The organism is Pseudomonas sp. R4-39-08, assembly GCF_003852275.1.
Lineage (GTDB): Bacteria > Pseudomonadota > Gammaproteobacteria > Pseudomonadales > Pseudomonadaceae > Aquipseudomonas.
The window spans coordinates 1,128,524-1,148,472 of record NZ_CP027733.1 but is presented as its reverse complement, the minus strand read 5'-3'; the positions used below and the strand labels follow the sequence as shown (position 1 = coordinate 1,148,472).

At 62.3% G+C, this 19,949-nt stretch carries 21 protein-coding genes; 8 read left to right on the top strand and 13 right to left on the bottom strand.

Annotated elements, in window-relative coordinates; translation table 11 throughout:
- Positions 1–6: 6 nt before the first annotated feature.
- Genes C4J88_RS05060 through C4J88_RS05050 form a run of 3 tightly spaced genes read right to left on the bottom strand, consistent with a single transcriptional unit; the run spans position 7 to position 2,207 of the window.
- Complete coding sequence (locus tag C4J88_RS05060; RefSeq protein WP_124365941.1) at positions 7–333, bottom strand: DUF3325 domain-containing protein; 327 nt, start codon at positions 331–333, stop codon at positions 7–9.
- Complete coding sequence (locus tag C4J88_RS05055) at positions 334–1,908, bottom strand: PepSY domain-containing protein (RefSeq protein WP_124406359.1); 1,575 nt, start codon at positions 1,906–1,908, stop codon at positions 334–336.
- Positions 1,905–2,207 carry a DUF3649 domain-containing protein gene (locus C4J88_RS05050; protein ID WP_124406358.1) on the bottom strand — a complete coding sequence of 101 codons (303 nt, stop codon included), beginning with the start codon at positions 2,205–2,207 and terminating at the stop codon, positions 1,905–1,907. Before C4J88_RS05050 ends, C4J88_RS05055 begins: the two co-directional genes overlap by 4 nt.
- Before the next feature lie 169 nt (positions 2,208–2,376).
- Between C4J88_RS05050 and C4J88_RS05045 the strand changes: the two genes are divergently transcribed.
- The 3 genes from C4J88_RS05045 to fecA all read left to right on the top strand — a co-directional run bounded on the left by C4J88_RS05045 (position 2,377) and on the right by fecA (position 6,231).
- Positions 2,377–2,865 (top strand): sigma-70 family RNA polymerase sigma factor, encoded by a 489-nt coding sequence (locus tag C4J88_RS05045; protein WP_124369744.1) that lies wholly within the window; start codon positions 2,377–2,379, stop codon positions 2,863–2,865.
- Complete coding sequence (locus C4J88_RS05040) at positions 2,862–3,803, top strand: FecR domain-containing protein (RefSeq protein WP_124406357.1); 942 nt, start codon at positions 2,862–2,864, stop codon at positions 3,801–3,803. The genes C4J88_RS05045 and C4J88_RS05040 overlap by 4 nt, the downstream gene beginning before the upstream one ends.
- A 91-nt stretch (positions 3,804–3,894) precedes the next feature.
- Complete coding sequence (gene fecA, locus C4J88_RS05035; RefSeq protein WP_124406356.1) at positions 3,895–6,231, top strand: TonB-dependent Fe(3+) dicitrate receptor FecA; 2,337 nt, start codon at positions 3,895–3,897, stop codon at positions 6,229–6,231.
- Between the two features lie 160 nt (positions 6,232–6,391).
- On the opposite strand, the gene C4J88_RS05030 is transcribed toward fecA, so the two are convergent.
- On the bottom strand, positions 6,392–7,264 hold the full coding sequence (locus C4J88_RS05030) for a LysR family transcriptional regulator (protein WP_124408591.1): 873 nt from the start codon (positions 7,262–7,264) through the stop codon (positions 6,392–6,394).
- A 104-nt stretch (positions 7,265–7,368) separates the two neighbouring features.
- Between C4J88_RS05030 and C4J88_RS05025 the strand changes: the two genes are divergently transcribed.
- Positions 7,369–8,880, top strand: a complete 1,512-nt coding sequence (locus C4J88_RS05025; RefSeq protein ID WP_124406355.1) for an MFS transporter — start codon at positions 7,369–7,371, stop codon at positions 8,878–8,880.
- Between the two features lie 55 nt (positions 8,881–8,935).
- Here the strand turns inward: C4J88_RS05025 and C4J88_RS05020 are convergent, their stop codons facing one another.
- Both C4J88_RS05020 and C4J88_RS05015 read right to left on the bottom strand, forming a co-directional pair.
- Positions 8,936–9,346 carry an HPF/RaiA family ribosome-associated protein gene (locus C4J88_RS05020; protein ID WP_124365933.1) on the bottom strand — a complete coding sequence of 137 codons (411 nt, stop codon included), beginning with the start codon at positions 9,344–9,346 and terminating at the stop codon, positions 8,936–8,938.
- Positions 9,347–9,559: 213 nt separating this feature from the next.
- Entirely contained in the window at positions 9,560–10,507 is a 948-nt protein-coding gene (locus C4J88_RS05015) for a LysR substrate-binding domain-containing protein (protein ID WP_124406354.1), read from the bottom strand.
- Positions 10,508–10,644: 137 nt separating this feature from the next.
- On the opposite strand from C4J88_RS05015, the gene C4J88_RS05010 reads away from it, so the two are divergent.
- Both C4J88_RS05010 and C4J88_RS05005 read left to right on the top strand, forming a co-directional pair.
- Positions 10,645–12,021, top strand: coding sequence for an L-serine ammonia-lyase (locus tag C4J88_RS05010; protein WP_124406353.1), 1,377 nt, complete (start codon positions 10,645–10,647; stop codon positions 12,019–12,021).
- Between the two features lie 324 nt (positions 12,022–12,345).
- Positions 12,346–12,663, top strand: coding sequence for a DUF3509 domain-containing protein (locus C4J88_RS05005; RefSeq protein WP_124406352.1), 318 nt, complete (start codon positions 12,346–12,348; stop codon positions 12,661–12,663).
- Here the strand turns inward: C4J88_RS05005 and C4J88_RS05000 are convergent.
- The 3 genes from C4J88_RS05000 to C4J88_RS04990 form a co-directional block, all read right to left on the bottom strand.
- Positions 12,660–13,148 carry a phosphate-starvation-inducible protein PsiE gene (locus tag C4J88_RS05000; protein ID WP_124406351.1) on the bottom strand — a complete coding sequence of 163 codons (489 nt, stop codon included), beginning with the start codon at positions 13,146–13,148 and terminating at the stop codon, positions 12,660–12,662. The genes C4J88_RS05005 and C4J88_RS05000 overlap by 4 nt on opposite strands.
- A gap of 120 nt (positions 13,149–13,268) precedes the next feature.
- Positions 13,269–13,451, bottom strand: coding sequence for an antitoxin (locus tag C4J88_RS04995; protein WP_124406350.1), 183 nt, complete (start codon positions 13,449–13,451; stop codon positions 13,269–13,271).
- Between the two features lie 179 nt (positions 13,452–13,630).
- The gene (locus tag C4J88_RS04990; RefSeq protein WP_124406349.1) at positions 13,631–13,891 is read right to left on the bottom strand and encodes a DUF6124 family protein; all 261 of its coding nucleotides are present in this window, start codon (positions 13,889–13,891) and stop codon (positions 13,631–13,633) included.
- Between the two features lie 275 nt (positions 13,892–14,166).
- Here C4J88_RS04990 and C4J88_RS04985 point away from each other — a divergent pair, with 275 nt between their 5' ends.
- Positions 14,167–14,427 (top strand): YebG family protein, encoded by a 261-nt coding sequence (locus C4J88_RS04985; RefSeq protein WP_003171979.1) that lies wholly within the window; start codon positions 14,167–14,169, stop codon positions 14,425–14,427.
- Between the two features lie 54 nt (positions 14,428–14,481).
- Here the strand turns inward: C4J88_RS04985 and C4J88_RS04980 are convergent, their stop codons facing one another.
- Complete coding sequence (locus C4J88_RS04980; RefSeq protein WP_124406348.1) at positions 14,482–15,501, bottom strand: Glu/Leu/Phe/Val dehydrogenase dimerization domain-containing protein; 1,020 nt, start codon at positions 15,499–15,501, stop codon at positions 14,482–14,484.
- A 188-nt stretch (positions 15,502–15,689) separates the two neighbouring features.
- Here C4J88_RS04980 and C4J88_RS04975 point away from each other — a divergent pair, with 188 nt between their 5' ends.
- Positions 15,690–16,493, top strand: coding sequence for a SirB1 family protein (locus C4J88_RS04975; RefSeq protein ID WP_124403168.1), 804 nt, complete (start codon positions 15,690–15,692; stop codon positions 16,491–16,493).
- Here the strand turns inward: C4J88_RS04975 and C4J88_RS04970 are convergent.
- The 3 genes from C4J88_RS04970 to fahA form a co-directional block, all read right to left on the bottom strand.
- On the bottom strand, positions 16,490–17,851 hold the full coding sequence (locus C4J88_RS04970) for an aromatic acid/H+ symport family MFS transporter (RefSeq protein WP_124406347.1): 1,362 nt from the start codon (positions 17,849–17,851) through the stop codon (positions 16,490–16,492). The two genes, C4J88_RS04975 and C4J88_RS04970, sit on opposite strands and share 4 nt — an antisense overlap.
- Before the next feature lie 162 nt (positions 17,852–18,013).
- Positions 18,014–18,649: a maleylacetoacetate isomerase gene (maiA, locus tag C4J88_RS04965; protein ID WP_124406346.1), complete on the bottom strand. Its 636-nt coding sequence runs from the start codon at positions 18,647–18,649 to the stop codon at positions 18,014–18,016.
- A 13-nt stretch (positions 18,650–18,662) separates the two neighbouring features.
- A complete protein-coding gene (gene fahA, locus C4J88_RS04960; protein WP_124406345.1) occupies positions 18,663–19,949 on the bottom strand; it encodes a fumarylacetoacetase in 1,287 nt (428 codons plus the stop codon).

Below are 19,949 nucleotides of genomic sequence, written 5' to 3'. Positions count from 1 at the left end.
GGCAACTCAGAACAGGCCGAACGCCGCGACCGGGCTGGCCAGCAGGCCGACGCCCGCGAGGCTCAACGCCAGCCGTGGCCGATACGGCAACAGCAGCACCAGCAGCAAGGCGCTGAGCATCAACACCGCGCACCACTCCACCAAGCCCTGGCCCCAGCCCATGGCGCCCACCGCCGGCCAGGGCGACAGCGCCAGCAGCAACCAACCGGCCGCACGCAACCCCAGACGCCGTAAAGGCGAAGGTTTGCTGCGCAGCAACTCGCCGTGATGACGCTCGGTCGACAGGCACAGCGCGGTAAACCCGGCGTAGCACATGAGCAGCGCGAGCAGCATTCAGTTGGCCTCCTGTTTGAACGTCAATGCACCTGCGCGCGGCGCCTTGGACTGCGTCGCCGCACGGTGCTGCATCTTCCAGGCGGCCCAGCCCAGGAACAGGCCGCAGGCCAGGCACGTCAGGTCGAAGCCGGCCATGGCCCAGTCGCCACTCACCAGGGAAACGCCCAAATGGTGGGAGGTGGTCAGTGCATTGACCAACGGGATGGCCACCAACAGCAGCGCCCCCACGCTCAATTGCTCGACCCAAGCCGGGCGGCCGCGCCGCAACAGCGCGTGCAGCAGGCTCAGGGCCCAGGCGATAAAGAAAGCGCGCACTTCCCAGTCGGAACGCTCGGCGAAGCTCACCGGCAACAACCGGTTCGCCCAGAAGAACAGTGCAATGGCGATCACCAGGCCGGACATGCTGGCGACATTCAGCACTTCCACCAGGCGCAGCTCAAATGGCATCACGTCGGTTTTGACGTGCTTGAGCTGGCGCTTGCCCAGCCAGATCACCAGCCCGGTACCGATCATCGCGGTGCCGGCCAGGCCACAGACAAAGTACAGCCAGCGCAGCACCGGGCCGGCGAAATGGCCCATGTGCAAACCGTAGAAACCGCCGCCGATGACCGCCGGCAACGAGGGCTCGCCACTGGCGCGCAACAGCTCGCCCGTGGTGCCGCTGAACGATAAGCTGCTGCCGAAATCCTGCACCACGCTGTCGGACCCGGCGCGGAACACATTCACCGAGGCGTTGACGTCACTCGGATTATTCACCGCCAAGCGTCCGACATGCCCACCCGCCCACTGTTGCTGCGCCTGCTGGTACATCGGCCACAATGCCAGCAAGGTGCCCGGCTGGCCGAGCGCCGGCGCATTATCGGAACTGGGGAACACCTCATTGAAGAACCCACTGCTGTCGTTGCCATACGAAGCCATGATCGGCGCCGGCATCACCATGTTCATGAAAATCACCAGGCTGCTGTAGGTGATCATCAGGTGGAACGGCAACACCAGAACGCCCACCGCGTTGTGCCCGTCCAGCCAGGAACGCTGGCCCTTGCGCGGACGGAAGGTGAAGAAGTCCTTGAAGATTTTCTTGTGGGTGATGATGCCGGTGATCAGCGCGACGAACATCACCATGGCGGCGATGGTCGACAGCCAGCGGCCCCACGGGTAAGGCATTTGCAGCTGGAAGTGGAAACGGTAGAAAAATTCGCCGCCCATGCTTTCACGGGCTTGCACCGCTTGGCCGCTGACCGGGTCGAGGATTTTCTGGGTGAAATTGCCGCGCTTGCCGGGGTCGACCTTGTCTTGCCACATCACCGACAGGCCGGGGTCGCGGCGGGTGGGCAAGGTGATGAACCAGCGCGCGGCGGTAGGCGCCTGTTGCTGCAGATAGCGCTGCGCCACGGCGAGGCTGCGCGCGTCGTCCAATGGGTGGGCCTGCACTTCGGGCTGCATCCAGTGGGTTATTTCGTCCTTGAAATAAGCCAGGGTGCCGGTCAGGAAAATCGCAAACAGCAACCAGCCGAAGATCAGCCCCGCCCAGGTGTGCAGCCAGGCCATGGCTTGGCGAAAGCCTTCCTTCATGTGCGCGCCACCCAGAAACCGATGCCCGCCAGGGTGGCGAACAGCGCGCTTGGCAGCATCACCCCCGCCCAGGCACGCCATGCCGTGCGGCAGGCAAAACACCAGAGCACTGCCAGCAGGTAGAACACGAACGAACTCATCATGCCGGTGATCACCGCATCGGCGCGGGTCGTGGGCAGCCACAGTGCGAGGCAGATAGCGGCCAGGGAGGCCATCAGATAACCGCCGACCACCGCCGCCAGCACCCGGGAGGTGACGGCAAGGCGATAGGACGCGGGCAGTGGGGTTTTGCTGTTCATGCGACAGGCGCCAAGTTCATCAGCGCGCAATATTAATGATAAATATTCTCATAAGCAAAAGAGAACGGATGAATCACCGGCTTCGCGGATTGCCGAACCTCGTCCCCGCCCCTACAATGCGAACAATTCTTGTTCTCTAAAGCATGCCGATGCTGATGGAGTGATCCCGTTGCCACCGTCCAACACCGTCGAAGTTCTGTATAACGACCATCATCACTGGCTTACCGGCTGGTTGCGACGCAAGCTCGGCTGCCCGGAAAGCGCCGCCGACCTGGCCCAGGACACCTTCATCCGTGTACTCAGCGCACGGGAAGCGCCAACGCTGAACGAACCCCGCGCCTTTCTCACCACGGTCGCCAAGCGCGTGCTGTTCAACTTTTACCGTCGCCAGGACCTGGAACGCGCCTACCTCGATGCCCTGGCACAACTGCCGGAACAGGTGACGCCATCTGAGGAAGACCGCGCCATCATCCTGCAAACCCTGGTGGAGCTGGACCAATTGCTCGACGGCTTGCCGGTCCAGGTCAAACGCGCCTTCCTGCTGGCCCAGCTCGATGGCCTTACCTATGCGCAAATCGGTGCGCAGTTGGGCATTTCCATTGCCACGGTCAAACGCCATCTGCATAAAGCCGCTCTGCGCTGCTACTTCGCTCTATGAACATCTCGCCCCCCGTCGCCGAACAAGCCGTGCACTGGTTGCTGAAAATGCAGCAAGGCACGCTCGACCCGCGCCAACAGGCCGCCTGGCAGCAATGGCTGGATGCGCACAGCGAGCACCAGCGCGCGTGGGACCACATCCAGCGCGTCAACCAGCGCCTGCGCGGCGTGCCTTCGCCCCTGGCGCACGCGGCGTTGAATGCACCGACGTCCAACAGCCGGCGCCAGGCGCTGAAGCTGCTGTTGCTCCTCGGCGCCGGTTCGGCGGCAGCCTGGGGCCTGCGCCAGCAGCGTATTCTGCCGCCGCTGACCGCCGACTTCCGCAGCCCCGTCGGCCAGCGCCGCACCGTGCAGTTGGCCGACGGCAGCCAGTTGCAGCTCAACACCGGCAGCGCGGTGGATGTGCATGTCGATAGCCAGCAGCGACTGATCCGCCTGCTCGAAGGTGAAATCCTGCTGACCGCCCGCGCCGGTGCCACGCCGCTGCGCGTACTCACCAGCCAGGGTCTGCTCAGCAGCCAGGCGGCGCGACTGAACGTGCGGCAGTTCAGTGACCATACCCAACTGGCGGTGCTCGACGGCCAAGTCGACGTGATGCCCAACCACTACAGCGGCCTGCCGCTGACCGTCGAGGCTGCGCATCAGGTCAATTACACCCGCAAAGGCTGGGACAGCCCTCGCCCCGCTGACGCCAACAGCGGTGCCTGGGCAGACGGCATGCTGGTGGCTGCGCATATGCGCCTGGAGGATTTCCTCGGCGAGCTCGGGCGCTACCGTCGCGGCCAGCTCAATTGCGACCCGCAGGTGGCAAACCTGTTGCTGTCGGGCAGCTATCCACTGGATGACAGCGAACGCATCCTCGACCTGCTGGAAGTCAGCCTGCCGGTCACCGTGCGACGCTTTACCCGCTACTGGGTGACGGTTCAGGCCCGCGCCTGAAATTATTCAGAAAAACAGTGAGCCGTTTTCCCGTCCTCGCGTGACAGAGAAGGAAAGCCACCTTGATCCTTCCTTCTCAGGACCGCCCTTCATGCCCCTGCAACCGACGCTTCTTGCCCGTACCCTGCGCCAACTCCTCCTCGGCGCCAGTCTCAGCCTGACCGCGCTGCCCCCAGTGATGGCGGCCGAAGCCAAGGCCTATCACATCGCACCGACGAGTCTGGAAGCGGCCCTGAACCAGTTCGGCCGCGAAGCCGGGGTGCTGGTGACTTTCGGCTCCGAGGTCACCGCCGGCCTGCAAAGCCCGGGCTTGTCGGGCACCTACAGCACCGCCGAAGGCCTGAATAAACTGTTGGAAGGCAGTGGCTTGCAAGCCCGTGCCGAGGGCGACAACGCCTACAGCCTGCAACCGGCCAGCGCCCCGGTTACCCTCGAACTGCAGACCTCCAACGTGGTCGGCGACTGGCTCGGCGATGCGGCGCAGACCAACGTGTTCGAACACCCCGGCGCGCGCGATGTGATCCGCCGCGAAGCCTTCGAACGCCAGGGCGCGACCCAGGCCCGCGACGTGCTCAACCGCATCCCCGGCGTCAACGCCCCGGACAACAATGGCACCGGCAGCCACGACATGGCGCTGAACTTCGGTATTCGCGGGCTCAACCCACGCCTGGCGTCGCGCTCCACGGTATTGATGGACGGCATTCCCGTGCCCTTCGCACCGTATGGCCAGCCGCAACTGTCATTCGCACCGATCAGCATGGGCAACATGGACGCGGTCGACGTGGTACGCGGCGGCGGCGCGGTGCGCTACGGCCCGCAAAACGTCGGCGGCATCGTCAACTTCGTAACCCGCGCGATCCCGGATGCGCCCACCGTCAAAGGCGGCCTGCAAACCGAAACCAGCCCGTCCTCCAGCCACGACGGCTTCAAGACCACCGGCAACCTGCTGGCCGGTGGCACCGCCGACAATGGCCTGGGCGGCGCGCTCCTGTACTCCGGCACCCGTGGCGGCGACTGGCGCGAAAACAGTGACACGCGCATCGACGACCTGATCCTCAAGGGCAAATACCAACTGGACGACGCCAACAGCTTCAACGCCATGGCGCAGTACTACGAAGGTCAGGCCGATATGCCCGGCGGCTTGAACGTCAAGGACTACAAGGCTGACCCGTACCAGTCGACCCGCCCCTACGATAAGTTCTGGGGCCGCCGTACGATGGTCAACTTAGGCTACCGCTACGAGCAGGACCGCCGTGAGTTCACGGTCAACAGCTTCTTCACCAAGACCCTGCGCAGCGGTTACCTCGACCAGGGCAACTTCCTCTCGCTGTCACCGCGCGAGTACTGGGTACGCGGCCTGGAAACCCGCTTCGCCCAAGGCTTCGACCTTGGCCCCACCACACACGAAGTCGGCGTCGGCTACCGCTACATCAACGAAGCCGGCCACGAGCTGCGCTACCGCACGCCGATTGCCGCCAACCAGCAAATCCCGACTACCGACAGCCGCAACGACCGCGACACGCGCGGCGGCACCGAGGCCAATGCGTTCTTCATTGACGACCGCATCGATATCGGCAAGTGGACCCTCACGCCGGGCATCCGCTACGAGATGATCAAGTCCCAGCAGACCAACAACCTGAGCAACGTCAATTACAAAGGCGACTACAACACTGCGCTGCCGGCGTTGAACGTGCTCTACCACCTCACCGACGACTGGAACCTCTATGCCAACACTGAAGGCTCGTTCGGCAGCGTGCAGTACAGCCAGATGCCCAACCGCGTGAGCAGCGGTGAAGTGAAACCGGAAAAAGCCCGCACCTGGGAGCTCGGTACGCGCTATGACAACGGCAGCCTGCGCGCGGAAATCGGTGCGTTCCTGATCAATTTCGACAACCAGTACGACAGCAACCAAACCAGTGACACCGTGATCGCACGCGGTGAAACGCGGCACCAGGGCATCGAGTCGAGCATCAACTATGCCCTCGACGGCTTGAACCCGGCACTGGCCGGCTTCGATGTGTACGCCACCTATGCGTATGTCGACGCGACCATCCGCGAAGACGGCCCGAACAAAGGCAACCGCGTGCCCTTCTCGTCCAGGCACAAAGGCACCCTCGGCGTGGGTTACACCGAAGGCCCGTGGAAGCTCAACCTGGACAGCAGCTACCAGAGCAGCCAATTCGCCGACAACGCCAACACCCAGGCCGAAAGCGCCGACGGCGCGAATGGACGCATCCCCGGCTACATGCTGTTCAGCAGCCGCGCAGCGTATGACTTCGGCCCACAGCTGTCGGACTTGAACGTGGCGGTCGGCGTGAAGAATATCTTCAACAAGCAGTACTACACGCGCTCGTTCGACGATAACAACAAGGGCAAGTACGTGGGTGAGCCGCGCACGGTGTACGTGCAAACATCTATCGCGTTCTGACTGCCTGCCTTTGTAGATCACAACAAATCCAAATGTGGGAGGGGGCTTGCTCCCGATGGCGGAGTGTCAGTCAGTATATTTTTAACTGACCCACCGCTATCGGGAGCAAGCCCCCTCCCACATTTGGACCGAGTACCGCTTAGAGATCCGATGAGGTCTTTTAACTCCCCGCCAGGCAACTGGGGGTGGCCGCGATCAGCGCATCAATGGCGCATCGGGTCTTGGCCGGCATGTGCGGCGCCGTCGGCCAGATCACGTGGATGGGGGCTGGCTGTTCGCGGAAATCGGCCAGCACCGCCGCCAGTTGCCCGCGCAGCGCATAGTGGGCGATCAACCAACTCGGCAGCCAGGCCAGCCCCACACCCGCGATGGCCGCATCGGCCACGGCCTGGAGGTCGTCCAGCACCAAGGGCGTGACCAACCGCGAGCGATGAGCGCTGTTGCTGCGGTAGGCAATGCCGCGATGAGCCGACAAGTCTTCGATACAGTCAATGGGCCCCCTGCGCTGCAAATACGCGGGCGACGCCGCCAGGCCCATGACCTGCTCGCCCAGGCGCCGCGCACTCAGGCGGTCGGTATCCGGTAGTGGGCCGATGCGCACGGCAAGATCGAAGCCTTCCTGCGACAGATCGGTCATGCGGTCGGAGAAACTGATATCGATCTCCAACTGTGGATAGCGATCCATCAAGCCCCACAGCGCAGGCGCGGCATAGTGGTGACCAAACGCCAGCGGCAAACTCGCGCGTAAGCGCCCGCGTGGCTGCTGACGGCCGCTTTCCAGCACCGACTCGGCCGCCTCCAGCTCTGCCAGCGCGCGCAGACAGTGCTCGTAATACGCCTGCCCATCCTCGGTCAGACGCTGGCGGCGCGTAGAGCGTTGCAATAGGCAAGTGCCCAACCGCGCTTCCAACCGCGCCAGGCCCTTGCCCACTGCCGAACGGGTGAGATTCAGCCGGTCGGCGGCTGCGCTCAGGCTGCCGCTCTCGACGATTTGCACAAACAGCTCGACGCCATCGAAACGTGGGGTGCTCATCATAGTTTGTCGCCCTGCATTCCCTTATCCATGGAAAAATCATCGCAAATAAAGCACCAGATTCCCGAGAGAATAATCCCTCCCACTCTCGAAAGGAACGTCGCATGCCACCCGCCGCCACGCTATCGGCCCTCAGCCCACCGCATGTCGCCAGAAACGGTCTGGCGCTCACCGCCGTGTGCCTTGTGGCCCTGATGTTCGGCCTGGAAATCTCTAGCGTGCCGGTCATCCTGCCCACCCTGGAGCGCGAACTGGGCACGGGGTTTCAAGATGCCCAATGGATCATGAATGCCTACACCCTGGCCTGCACCAGCGTGCTGATGGCAGCAGGCACCCTGGCCGATCGCTTTGGCCGGCGACGTATGCTGGTGCTGTGCCTGTGGGTCTTCGGCCTGGCCTCGCTGGCCTGTGGTTTGGCCAACGACGCACCGACGCTGATCGTGGCGCGTTTCGTCCAGGGCATCGGCGCCGGCGCGATGATGATCTGCCAGTTCGCGATACTGTCGCACTTGTTTCGGGAACCGGCGGCACGCGCCCGGGCATTCGCGATCTGGGGTGTGATTGCCGGCGTGGGCCTGGGGTTCGGGCCGATGGTCGGTGCGCTGATCCTGGCAGTCGCGGACTGGCGCTGGGTATTTCTCGCGCATGTGCCGCTCACCCTGTTCACCTTGGTGCTGTTGCGCATCAGCGTGCAGGAATCCCGCGACCCGGCCAGCCATCGCCTCGATATCGCCGGCATGCTGACCTTGACGCTGGCGGTGTTCGCCCTGGTGTACTTCATCACCCAGGGCACCGAGCATGGCTTCACCACACCGGGCATGCTCGGCTGGGCGGGTTTGGCGCTGGTGGCGTTACTGCTGTTCATCGTGGTTGAAAAGCGCAGCGCCCATCCGATGTTCGATATCTCGGTGTTGCGCATCCAGCGCTTCACCGGTGCGCTGATGGGCTCGATCGGCATGAACTTCAGCTTCTGGCCGTTCATGATCTACCTGCCGCTGTATTTCCAGGCCGGCCTGGGCTACGACACCCTGACCACCGGCGGCGCCCTGCTCGCCTACACCTTGCCCACCTTGCTGGTGCCGCCGCTGGCCGAGCGCCTGGCCCTGCGCTACGGCGCCGAACGCATCATCCCGGTGGGCCTGGCGACGATGGGCGCGGGGTTTCTGGCAATGGCCGCCGCCAATGGCGTCGCGCAGCCAAGCACGCTGCTGGTGCTGCTCAGTTGCGTGATCGCCGGCATCGGCCTGGCGCTGACCAACTCGCCCACCACCAACACCACTACAGGCGCCGTCTCGGCTGATCGCGCAGGCATGGCCTCGGGTATCGACTTCAGCGCACGGCTGATCACCCTGGCGCTCAACATCGCGTTGATGGGCCTTGTGCTGTTGCTGGGGATCGGCCATTACCTGGCCGAGGTCATGCCGCCAAGCACGGCAATGGAGTGGCCGACACTCAGCCAGCACATCGCGGCGGGCAAGCTGGCCGTGCCGGGTTTGGTGTTCAACGAGGCCCAGGCGGCGCTGCGCAACGGCGCCGGCTGGGCCATGCTCTTTGCAGGGTTGGGTGCTTGCGGGCTGGCGATGCTTAGCGGGTATTTCTTCAAACGGCGCCGTTAAACGAAAAACGGGCCTGCATGCGCAGGCCCGTCTTCAAGGGGAGTGAAAAAAACCATCAGCCGTTGAATACGGCCCGTTCTTTTTCCAGAAACTCCTGTTCAAGCTCATCTTCATTGACTTTGGTGGTCGGCTGGTTTTTACCGGCAGCGCGGGGCTTGCCTTGCAGTTTGCCGAACAGATGGTCCAGCGCGTGGTCGAGCTTGGTGGCCGCGCCATCGATCGCTTGTTCCAGCGTATCGGCTTTATGGCAGACCGAAATCGCTTGATGGCCTTTTGGACGTGCCTCCAGACGGCAACTTAAATCGTGGGGACCGGGCTTGTCGCCGTTCTCATCCCGCAGGTAGACCTCGACACGGGTCAGGTCTTCTTCATAACGTTCGAGCGTGCTCTCAATGGTAGTACGTACCCACTCCTCCAGTCGGATGCTGCTTTCAATATGGTTATCGCTATTGACTTGGATTTGCATAGTTCTTCCCTTATTTCAGCTAGCTCGCCAGAGATCACAAACTGCAACACCAGGGTGGTGAAACCATGACCTCTTGATTACACAATTGAGCACTCGCTGAAACATTTCAACCCCTTTGCAAAGATAAATCCCACATTACAAATTAACCCTGACGACAAGCAAAAACGCTGTTAGGGTGGGGAGTTAGTTACATCTTCTTACCCCTGAAGATCCTCACAATTGCCCCGCTCCCATTGGGTGCAATGCCCGGAAAACCCCTGCCTCCTCCACCAGCCAATCATGCACCGCGCGCACGCCCGGATGGCTCAATGCGCCTGGCGCGTACAGCAGCACGTAGCGTTTGTGGTTGGGCACGGCCAGGCCGAACGGCACGATCAGGCTGCCGCGCTCCAGTTCATCGTTGAGCAACGTGCGCCGCGCAATCGCAACGCCCATACCGGCAATGGCGGCTTCGATGGTCAGGTGGTTGCGGTTGAAGGTATGCCCGCGGCGCACATCGGCGTCGTGGTAACCAATGGCATTCAGGTAAAACTCCCACTCGGCATACTCATAACTCCCACGCCAGGCAGTGATGTCGTGCAACAGCGGGAAATGCACCAGGTCCGCCGGCCCATGCAACGGCGGGCGCCCGCGTAGCAGGCTGGGGGCGCAGACCGGAAAGATCTGTTCGTCCAGCAGCGCTGTGGATAACAGGCCTGGGTAGCTACCGTCGTTCAGGTCGATGGCCAGGTCGAAGTCGCCCTCGTGCAGGGCGATGCTGCTGTCTTCGGCGACCAGGCGCAGTTGAATGTCTGGAAAACGCTGCTGCAACCGTGGCAGACGCGGGGTCAGCCACTTGCCAAGAAACGACGGGATCGAACGCAGGCGCAAGGTGCCGCTGATCATCCCAGCGTCCAGACGCTGTAATTCGGCGTCAATGCTGCCATAGGCCTCCCCCACCACCGCCGCAAGGCGTTGCCCTTCGGCGCTGAGCTCCACGCCCCTGGCGCGCCGATAAAACAGTCGAAAGCCCAGGCGCTCCTCCAACTGGCGAATCTGCTGGCTCACCGCCCCCGGCGTGATGTGCAGTTCTTCGGCGCAGCGGGTGAACGACAAGTGCCGTGCAGCGCATGAAAACACATGCAGCCAGCCATACGTCTGGCCATGAAGGGGGCGGGTCATAGCGTTTAGTCCTGCTAAAGAGTGTCTTAGGATAATTCGTTGGTCAGTGCTGATCCAGAGGCTCAGTATCGCGTCAATTCCGCCTGCTCTACAAAACATGGCAGCGATTTCTACTCCATTGCTTGTAAGGCTTTAGCATGGCTATCAGTGTTTTCGATCTATTCAAGGTGGGCATTGGCCCGTCCAGCTCCCATACCGTCGGCCCGATGCGCGCTGCGGCGACCTTCGCGCAGGCGCTGACCGAACAACGGTTGCTCAGTGAAACCCGCCGCGTCGAAGTGCGTTTATACGGTTCACTGTCAGCTACCGGCGTCGGCCACGCTACCGACCGCGCCTGTGTGATGGGCTTGATGGGAGAATGGCCGGATCGCATCGACCCCACCTCGATCAACGCACGCATCCAGCAACTGCGCGAGTCCGGTCAACTGCTCCTCGCCGGCCAGCAGAACATTGCCTTCGACTGGCACACCGACCTGCTGCTGCTCGACGAAAGCCTGCCCTACCACCCCAACGCCATGTCCCTGCACGCCTATGGCGACAGCGGCCTGCTAAGCGAGCAAACCTATTATTCGGTGGGCGGTGGTTTCATCATCGAAGCTGCCGAAGCCGCGTCGGGCATTGCGCCGACCAGCGATGTGCAATTGCCCTACGAGTTTTCCAGCGCCGTCGAGCTGTTGGCCTTGTGCAACCAGCACGGCCTGCGGGTTTCGGAGTTGATGATGGCCAACGAACGAGCGTGGCGCAGCGACGCAGACATCCGCAGCGGCCTGCTGCATATCTGGTCGGTGATGCGCGAGTGCGTGGAACAAGGCCTGCGCGATGAAGGCATTCTGCCCGGCGGCCTGGATGTACCGCGGCGCGCTGCGAAATTGCACCGCAGCCTGTTGGAAATCGGCAAGCCCAACGTGATCACTTCGACCTTGTCAGCCATGGAGTGGGTCAACCTGTTCGCCCTCGCCGTCAACGAAGAAAACGCCGCAGGCGGGCGCATGGTCACCGCACCGACCAATGGCGCGGCGGGGATTATCCCGGCGGTGCTGCATTACTACATGAAGTTCAACGCCGACGCGTCCGATGACGACGTCGTCAATTTCTTTCTGGCTGCCGCCGCCGTCGGCATCCTCTGCAAGAAGAACGCCTCGATCTCCGGTGCCGAAGTCGGCTGCCAGGGCGAAGTCGGCTCGGCCTGCGCCATGGCCGCCGCCGGGCTGGCCGAGATCCTCGGCGCTACACCTGAGCAACTGGAAAACGCCGCCGAAATCGGCCTGGAACACAACCTCGGCCTGACCTGTGACCCGGTTGGCGGGCTCGTGCAGGTGCCGTGCATCGAGCGCAACGCCATCGCGGCGGTCAAAGCGATCAATGCCACCCAAATGGCCCTGCGCGGCGACGGCAAGCACTTTATTTCCCTCGACCGGGTGATTCGCACCATGCGCGATACCGGCGCCGACATGCATGACAAATACAAAGAAACGTCACGGGGCGGCCTGGCGGTCAGCTGGGTGGAGTGCTGACCGGGATGACTGCGCCGTCAGCGGTCGTTTTTTGCGTACTGCCCTGAAACGGATCACCGTTCCCAGCACAACCTGTATCAAATGTGGGAGGGGGCTTGCCCCCGATAGCGGTGTGTCAGCCAATAAATGCTCGGCTGGAAGACCGCTATCGGGGGCAAGCCCCCTCCCACATGAGTTGCTGATCGTCTGGCAGTGCGCTGTACGGCACGGCCCTTGCTGTACAGCCTCTGAGGAAAACGGACTTTGGCCGGTGGTCAGGCAACGCGAACTATTCCCGACACCGGTCGTCAATGACTGCATGTTCTTATCAGGCGGTAACGCACCATGGACAACCCTTTTCAGATCATCACCGACACCTTCAGCCCCCAATACCGCGTCAACCTGAGCATCCAGCGGCTGGACGGCAGCATCATGCTCACGCTCTCCGATGACAGCGGCGTAGTGGCCAAACGCATGATCAGCGCCGAACAACGCAACGACCCGCAACGGCTCAAGCGCCTGGTGCAGAGCATCCAGTTCGGCATCGCCATCGAGCAGGGTCACAGCGCTATGGAAATCCTCGTGGTGATGACCGATGGCGACAATCACAAGCTCTTGCAGCCACCGCCCACCCGTAGCCTGCCGTTCAGCGTCGGGCTTTAAAGCTCGCCCTTCTCGGTTTCCAGGCTCGCCTCGCCCTTGCGACGCGGGCCTTCGACCTTCACCGACGGAAAGGCCGACGACGCGTAGCGCACCACCAGAATCGCGAAGGCCAGCAGCAGAATTCCACCGCACAGGTAGATAATGCCCACGTCCGGCGGGTTGTGATGGGACACGTTGGAGATCAGCAGACGCGTCAGCGCGGTGATTGCCACGTAGATCAGGAAGCGCACCGGCATGTGGTTGGTCTTGAAATAAATCCCGACCATGGCGCCCAATTCCAGGTAGATGAACAGCAGCAAGATGTCATCGATCTTGATATGCCCGTTCTCCAGCATCCCCAGAAACTCCATCACCGCCGCCCAGGCAGTGACCGCCCCGATAGCGAACAGCGCCAGGTAGTGGAACGACTCCACAAACAGATTGCCCAGCGACTCGGCCAGCCCATGGACTCGCTGGCGCAGCTTTTCGGCCCAGTTGATTTTCACGATGATGTTTCCTTAGGTCGGCTCGACCGGATAATGCGGGAGGGACGTGACGGTTGTTCTGCATGCAGAAAAAAGGCCAGAGGCCGGGTAGTGAGATGGTGGCAGGCTGATATTAGGCACTTAATCGGCTTGATGGAGTGAAAGCTTCGACTCGATGAGTGCGTTCATCTCGCTCATGACTTCTTCATGAGAAATGCCTGAGCATGGGTCATCCAAGGCTTTTTGCACCTTGGCTCGAAACCATTGGTCGTAGGCCGGATCGTCATCCCAGCTTTGAGGGCTTTCAAAACACTCATTTTTCATATGAACGCCTCTTGTGTGGCGAGGGAGCTTGCTCCCGCTGGAGTGCGAAGCGCTCCAACAAACTGTCACTGGGATTTTTTCTGAAAGCACACCTTTGCCTGAATTTGGCTGCTACGCAACCCAGCGCGAGCAAGCTCACTCGCCACGTCCAACGCATTCGGCAAAGGTGTCGTTGGAACTCAGACGGGTGCGACGTGTTCCAGCGCTCGGTCGACTAACAAGCCTCCCAGCTCCACCAGTTGGTGAATCCCCAATACCAAGCTTCGCTGAGGACCTTCAAGGTCGAAGGCTAGCGCGTTGGCCATTTCACGGGCGCTGCGCAAGGTTTCGCTCGCGTTAGCAAGCAAGGCCTCTGTGTCAGTGTTGGGCGTTACACTGAAAAGCGTGACAGGCGGCTCTGGATTCAGATGGTCGGTATTGACTGAGGTATTTCTTTCCATGGTACGACTCCAAAAGTAAACACGTAGGTTCTCCTTCCCTTAAATCGAGCCGCCAAGCTCGGCCATGCGAATGCAAAGCCCGTGAAAGGTAAGCCACCGTAGGATTGCTCAGCAACCTCGACGTGCTGTGCGAAATTTCCGCTGTAGCAAACCCCCATTTCCCAACTACATTAAAAACCTACTATCCAAACCCTCGCGTTTGGCTTATGCTTTTCGCTGTATATAAATACAGTAGTCGCAAAAGACAACTATCGTGAAGGCATGTGAGGTGGTGAATGGCCGTCGAAGTGGTATACCGCAGCAGCCGAGATCTGGAGCGTTTGTTCATGGATAAAGCCGAAGCTGACCGTCATGACAAGATGCTTGAACTCGCTGAGTTGCTGGCAGAAGTGTTGCAAAAAGCCGTGCCGTCCTTGAGCGAGCAGCAGGTGGAGGAAGCCGGGATCTACATGGCGAAGAACCGCGATGTATTTGCCAAGGCGTTCAAGAGCCAGCCGGACGCGTTGTCCGAGTTGCTGAACGCGGCGGCGGAATAAAGCCCGAATTGAACAGGCCCTGAATCATGGATTCAGGGCCTTTTTAATGCCTGTTCATTGGTACAGCAGGCGCTCGGCGAGTTCGTCTGCGACCCGTGCCGGGGAGCGTTTTTCGGCTTGGGCATGGGCGTAGACTTCGGTCAGGCGCCTGCCGATGTTGGACAGGTGCGCGGTGATGCTCGGCAGCTCGGCGCCGCTGTGTTTGAGCGCGACGTAGATCAGGCCGCCGGAATTGATCACGTAGTCCGGGGCGTAGAGGATGCCGCGCCCTTCCAGTTGGTCGGCCACTTGCAGGTTGGTCAACTGCGCGCTGGCAGAGCCAGCCACGGCGGCGCAGCGCAGTTGGCCGACGCTCTGGCGATTGAACACCGCACCCAGGCCGCAAGGCGCGAGGATATCGCAGGGCGTGCTGAGCAAAGCGTCGTTGGCGATGGGGTGGGCACCCAATTGCTCCATGGCCAGTTGCACCTTGCCATGGTCGATGTCGCTGACCAACAGTTCGGCACCCGCCGCGTGCAGTTGTTCGGCCAGGGCGTAACCGACATTGCCCAGGCCCTGCACCGCCACGCGCAGGCCTTCGAGGTTGTCGCTGCCCAGGCGAGCCATGGCGGTGGCGCGGATGCCGGTGAACACGCCCATGGCCGCATGCGGTGCAGGGTCACCGGCGGCCGTGGTGCTGGTGACGAACCGGGTGTGTTGGGCGATGCAATCCATGTCGGCGACAGAGGTGCCGCTGTCGATGGCGGTAATGTAGCGCCCGCCCAGTTGCTCCACACAGCGACCGAAGGCTTCAAACAGGCTTGCGCGGCTCTCCACATGGGCGGGGCGCAGGATCACCGCCGTGCCGCCGCCCACCGGCAAGCCCGCCAAAGCGGCCTTGTAGCTCATGCCTTGAGCCAGGCGCGCGGCATCCGCCATGGCACTTTCATCATCGGGGTAGGCAAGATAGCGACAGCCGCCCAAAGCCGGGCCCAGGCGGCTGTTATGAATGGCGATGATCGCCTTCAGCCCGCTCACCGGGTCGACGCTCAGGTGCAGCGATTCCAGGCGGGTGCTGTGCATGAGCGCAAACATCGTCGTGCTCCCGAATCACTTCTGGTAGTGGCCCAAGTATAGGCTGACAACAGCAAACTGCTCGATCGCACTGGAATAAGCGTCCCCGTTTCGTGGGACCCGCGGCATAAGAGCGTGGGATATTTACTTAAGATGCTGGACGAAAATTCGCAGCAAGGCTAAAACGAGGGCATCCGCCGGAGAATGCAATGAATCCCCGCACAGCCTTTTTCGCCTGCCTGGACCGTTCACCCCCTGCGCTGTTCGAAGCCGCGCTGTGGATTGCGGCCGAGCATGATGCTGGCGTACAGCCACAACTGATCCTGCAGGCGTTCGGCCTGCTGCAACAACAGGTCAGCCTGGGCATGCCCACGTTGCCGGCCGATGAACTGGGCCAGCCGCTGCTGCGCTGCATGAACGACCTTGGCTTTGCCCAGGATGACTTCACCCCGCTGCGCCCCGCCGCCGCGTTGCTGGACAAGGTATTGCAACGTAAACGCGGGCAACCCCTGGCCCTGGGCCTGATCGCGCTGGAGCTGGCGCGGCGCCTGGAGATTCCCCTGGTCGGGGTGAATTTCCCCGGCCACTTCCTGCTGCGGGTACCCGGCGCCGATCACCTGCTGGACCCGTGCGGCGGTCGGCGGCTGTACCCCAACGACTGTCGCGAACTGCTGCACCGCCAGTACGGAGCCAATCTCAAACTGCAGGCAGAGCACCTGCACAGCGCCGATCCGCGCGCGATTCTGCAACGGCTGTCACGTAACCTGCGCCAGCTGTACCTCGCCAACGACGAACCACTGGCCGCCCTGGTGGATGCCGAGCGTGTGCTCGAGCTGGGCAATGCCAGCGCCGCCGACTACCTGGCGCGGGCCAGCCTGTATCAGCGCCTGGACTGCCCGAGCGCCGAGCGGTTTGACCTGGAACACGCGCTGATGCTCAGCGAAGACCCTATCCAGCGCCTGCGCCTGACCGAGCGGCTGGGGCACCTGCCGCCCAATTCCGTAGTGCATTAGGGCGCTTTGAGCAGGTCGCCCGGCGACGGCTTCATGGCTTCGCTCGTACCTGGCGACCGCACCTGAATAATCAAAAGCGCAGCAATCACCGCTGGAATCGCACAGAAGAAGAAAATCTGCTGCACCGGAATATGCATCGCCAGCAGCAGGCTGCCGAACAACGGCCCCAGGATCGAGCCGAATCGCCCCACCCCCAATGCCCAGCCCGTACCGGTGGCGCGCACGTGCGCCGGGTAGAAATTACTGGCGAACGCATTGAGGGTCAGTTGGCCGCCGATGATGCAGAACCCGGCGGCAAACACGCACGCCACCAGGTAACGCGGATTGTCATGATTCAGGCCCAGCAGCACAGTGCACACCGCCGCCGCTGCCAGCACAGCGGACAACAGGCGCACTTTGCTTTTCAGCTGATCGGCGAACCAGGCCATGCCGATGGCGCCCACTGTGCCGGCAAACAGGAACATTGAGGTCACCAGGTTGGCCTGGTTCAGCGCCAGCCCGCTTTCGAGCAACAGCGACGGCAGCCAGCTGATCATGAAATACAGCAGGATCAGGCTGACGAAAAAGGTCGCCCAGATCAGCACCGTGGGGCGCGCGTAGCCGTTACGGAACAGCTCCACCACGGTCAACCGGCTGCCCTGCTCCTGGCGATTCTGCGCCTCGCTCGCCAGGGGCGCCCGCCAATCGGGCAACATGCGCGCCGTGACCTTGTGCAAGCGCGCATAGGGCGGCGCATCGCGCAGCAGGCGCGGCAGGGATTCGGGCAACCGCCACACCAGGAACGGAAACAACAGCAGCGGCGTAACACCGCCCGCCAGGAACACCGCTTGCCAACCGAAACCGTCGATAAACCCCGCCGCCACAAACCCACCGGCCGCGCCGCCGAACGAGAAGCCACAGGCTGCCAGGGTCACCATCAGTGTGCGCATGCGTGGCGGCGAATATTCCGACATCAAGGCCATGGCGCTGGGCATTGCGCCGCCCATGCCGATGCCGCAGATAAAGCGTGCGGCCATCAGCGTGGTCAGGGAGTTGGCGAACACCATCAATACGGTGAGGCTGGCGTAGATCAGCACACAGCCCAGCAGGATGCGCCGCACACCGAACCGGTCCGCCAGTGGCGTCACCAGCAGCGAGCCCACTGTGAGGCCGAGCAGGTTGGCGCTGAACACCGGGCCGAACGCGGCTTTTTCCAGGCCCCAGTCCTTGGCCAATGCCGGCACGACATAGCCGAGCACCTGGGCGTCGTAGCCATCGGTCACCAGTAGCAATGCCAGTAGCAGGAGAATCAACCACTGATAGCGAGACACCGGACGGGCGTCGAGTGCCGCGCGAAAGCTGGCAAGCTGATTGTGCATCGCAAGGTACCTTTCATTATTTTTATTGGCTGGCGCTGATCAAAAACTGTGGGAGGGGGCTTGCTCCCGATGGCGGTGTGCCAGTCGACATATTCATAGCTGGCATACCGCTATCGGGGGCAAGCCCCCTCCCACATTTTGTTTCTGTGCAAGTTATGGGAATTATGGTGTGTCAGGTTGATTGGCCGGGTGCGCCTGCACGAACGCCGGATGCTGCGCCGCCAGTGCGGCCACCCGCCCGATACGCGGGTACGCCGCCAACGGCACCTTGAAACGCTCGGCTGCATAAAGCTGCGGAATCAGGAATGCATCGGCCATGCCCGCCTGCTCGCCAAAGCAGAACCCGTGATCGCCAATCAGCTGCTCCACCGCACCGAGCCCCTGGCTGATCCAATGCGCGATCCACTCAAGCAATTGCGCCTCATCATGGCCCCACTGGCGCAGCAGGTTCTGGGTGCTGGAGTTGTGTAACGGGTGAATATCACAGGCGATGATCGATGCCACGGCGCGTTCGTGGGCACGCGCCGCCAGGTCTTTGGACAGCAGCGGTACCTGGGGATAACGTTCCTCCAGGTATTCGACGATTGCCTGGGACTGAATCAACAGGCCACCCTCATCGCTGCGCAGCGCCGGCACACGCCCTTGTGGATTGATCGCCAGGTACTCGGGCTGGCGATTGGCTCCGCCAGCCGGCACCAGCAGGTTGACCGGCACCGCCGTGAAATCCAGGCCCTTGAGTGCCAGGGCGATGCGCACCCGGTAGGACGCGGTCGAACGATAGTACGTATAGAGTTCCATCACCCCCGCCCCCTCAGCGCGCGCCGACCACAGTGCCACGGCATTCGCCGAAACCGATGGAGGCAAAGCCTTCGCGGTTGCAGCGCGCACGCAGGATGATTTCATCGCCGTCTTCGAGGAATTTGCGCACCTCGCCGGAGGCCAGTTCAATCGGCTTTTTGCCGCCTTCGGTGATCTCCAGCAGGCTGCCGAACTGCCCCGGCTGCGGCCCCGACAACGTGCCCGAACCAAACAGGTCACCGGCTTGCAACTGGCAACCGTTGACGCTGTGGTGCGCAACCATTTGCGCCACGGTCCAGTACATATGCTGGGTGTTGCTCAGGGTCAGGCGATGGGCCGGCAGGTTCTGCTCACGCATCGATGCGGTGGTCAGCAGCACTTCCAGCTCGATATCGAAGGCGCCCGCCTTTTGATCGCGAGGGTCCAGCAGGTAGGGCAACGGCTGCGGATCGCCTTCGGGCCGCGGCGGTTGCGCCTTGCGGAACGGCTCCAACGCTTCGGCCGTGACTACCCAGGGCGAGATGCTGGTGATGAAGCTCTTGGACAGGAACGGCCCGAGCGGCTGGTATTCCCAGGCTTGGATATCGCGTGCCGACCAGTCGTTGAGCAGGCAGAAACCGGCGATATGTTCGGCCGCATCGCCGATGGCAATCGCGTCGCCCATGGTGTTGCCCTGGCCGATCCAGATGCCCAGTTCCAGTTCATAGTCCAGGCGGGCGCAGGGGCCGAAGGTGGGCTCGGCCTGGCCGGCCGGCAGTGTCTGGCCCTTGGGGCGGCGCACATCCGTACCCGAGGGACGAATGGTCGAGGCGCGGCCGTGATAGCCAATCGGCACGTACTTGTAGTTGGGCAACAGCGGGTTGTCGGGACGGAACAGTTTGCCGACGTTCTGCGCGTGTTCGATGCCGACGTAGAAGTCGGTGTAATCATTGATTTTGGCCGGCAGGTGCATCTGGCAATCGGCGGCACGGTGCAACACCTGCGCCTCGCGGGTTTGCAGCTTGCTGCCTTCGGCGAGCAGTTCCAGCAGACGCTCGCGCAAGGCTACGCGTGGGCCGCGGCCGAGTTCGAAAAAGGCATTCAACTGGCCGCCCGCAGTCGCCTCGACCGCACGCCGCGCTTCACCGTCAAACTCATCCAGGGCGGCGTGCAGGTCAAAGATCGCGTCGCCAATCGCCACGCCACTGCGCGGCGCCGAGCCGTTGATGCTGAACACCCCCAGCGGCAGGTTCTGCAGGGGGAAATCCGCGTGACCGTTGGCGGAGGCGACCCAGCTGCGGGTCTGTGTGGGTTGAGTCAT

Bases quoted from the DNA above. Each gene is read 5' to 3' on its own strand.
- maiA (WP_124406346.1), bottom strand. From the start codon at position 18,649: ATGGAACTCTATACGTACTATCGTTCGACCGCGTCCTACCGGGTGCGC.
- C4J88_RS04970 (WP_124406347.1), bottom strand. From the start codon at position 17,851: ATGCACAATCAGCTTGCCAGCTTTCGCGCGGCACTCGACGCCCGTCCG.
- C4J88_RS04985 (WP_003171979.1), top strand. From the start codon at position 14,167: ATGGCCGTCGAAGTGGTATACCGCAGCAGCCGAGATCTGGAGCGTTTG.
- C4J88_RS04990 (WP_124406349.1), bottom strand. From the start codon at position 13,891: ATGGAAAGAAATACCTCAGTCAATACCGACCATCTGAATCCAGAGCCG.
- C4J88_RS04995 (WP_124406350.1), bottom strand. From the start codon at position 13,451: ATGAAAAATGAGTGTTTTGAAAGCCCTCAAAGCTGGGATGACGATCCG.
- C4J88_RS05060 (WP_124365941.1), bottom strand. From the start codon at position 333: ATGCTGCTCGCGCTGCTCATGTGCTACGCCGGGTTTACCGCGCTGTGC.
- C4J88_RS05005 (WP_124406352.1), top strand. From the start codon at position 12,346: ATGGACAACCCTTTTCAGATCATCACCGACACCTTCAGCCCCCAATAC.
- C4J88_RS05040 (WP_124406357.1), top strand. From the start codon at position 2,862: ATGAACATCTCGCCCCCCGTCGCCGAACAAGCCGTGCACTGGTTGCTG.
- C4J88_RS04980 (WP_124406348.1), bottom strand. From the start codon at position 15,501: ATGTTTGCGCTCATGCACAGCACCCGCCTGGAATCGCTGCACCTGAGC.
- C4J88_RS05055 (WP_124406359.1), bottom strand. From the start codon at position 1,908: ATGAAGGAAGGCTTTCGCCAAGCCATGGCCTGGCTGCACACCTGGGCG.
- fecA (WP_124406356.1), top strand. From the start codon at position 3,895: ATGCCCCTGCAACCGACGCTTCTTGCCCGTACCCTGCGCCAACTCCTC.
- C4J88_RS05030 (WP_124408591.1), bottom strand. From the start codon at position 7,264: ATGAGCACCCCACGTTTCGATGGCGTCGAGCTGTTTGTGCAAATCGTC.
- C4J88_RS05050 (WP_124406358.1), bottom strand. From the start codon at position 2,207: ATGAACAGCAAAACCCCACTGCCCGCGTCCTATCGCCTTGCCGTCACC.
- C4J88_RS05020 (WP_124365933.1), bottom strand. From the start codon at position 9,346: ATGCAAATCCAAGTCAATAGCGATAACCATATTGAAAGCAGCATCCGA.
- C4J88_RS05025 (WP_124406355.1), top strand. From the start codon at position 7,369: ATGCCACCCGCCGCCACGCTATCGGCCCTCAGCCCACCGCATGTCGCC.
- C4J88_RS04975 (WP_124403168.1), top strand. From the start codon at position 15,690: ATGAATCCCCGCACAGCCTTTTTCGCCTGCCTGGACCGTTCACCCCCT.
- C4J88_RS05015 (WP_124406354.1), bottom strand. From the start codon at position 10,507: ATGACCCGCCCCCTTCATGGCCAGACGTATGGCTGGCTGCATGTGTTT.
- C4J88_RS05010 (WP_124406353.1), top strand. From the start codon at position 10,645: ATGGCTATCAGTGTTTTCGATCTATTCAAGGTGGGCATTGGCCCGTCC.
- fahA (WP_124406345.1), bottom strand. From the start codon at position 19,949: ATGACTCAACCCACACAGACCCGCAGCTGGGTCGCCTCCGCCAACGGT.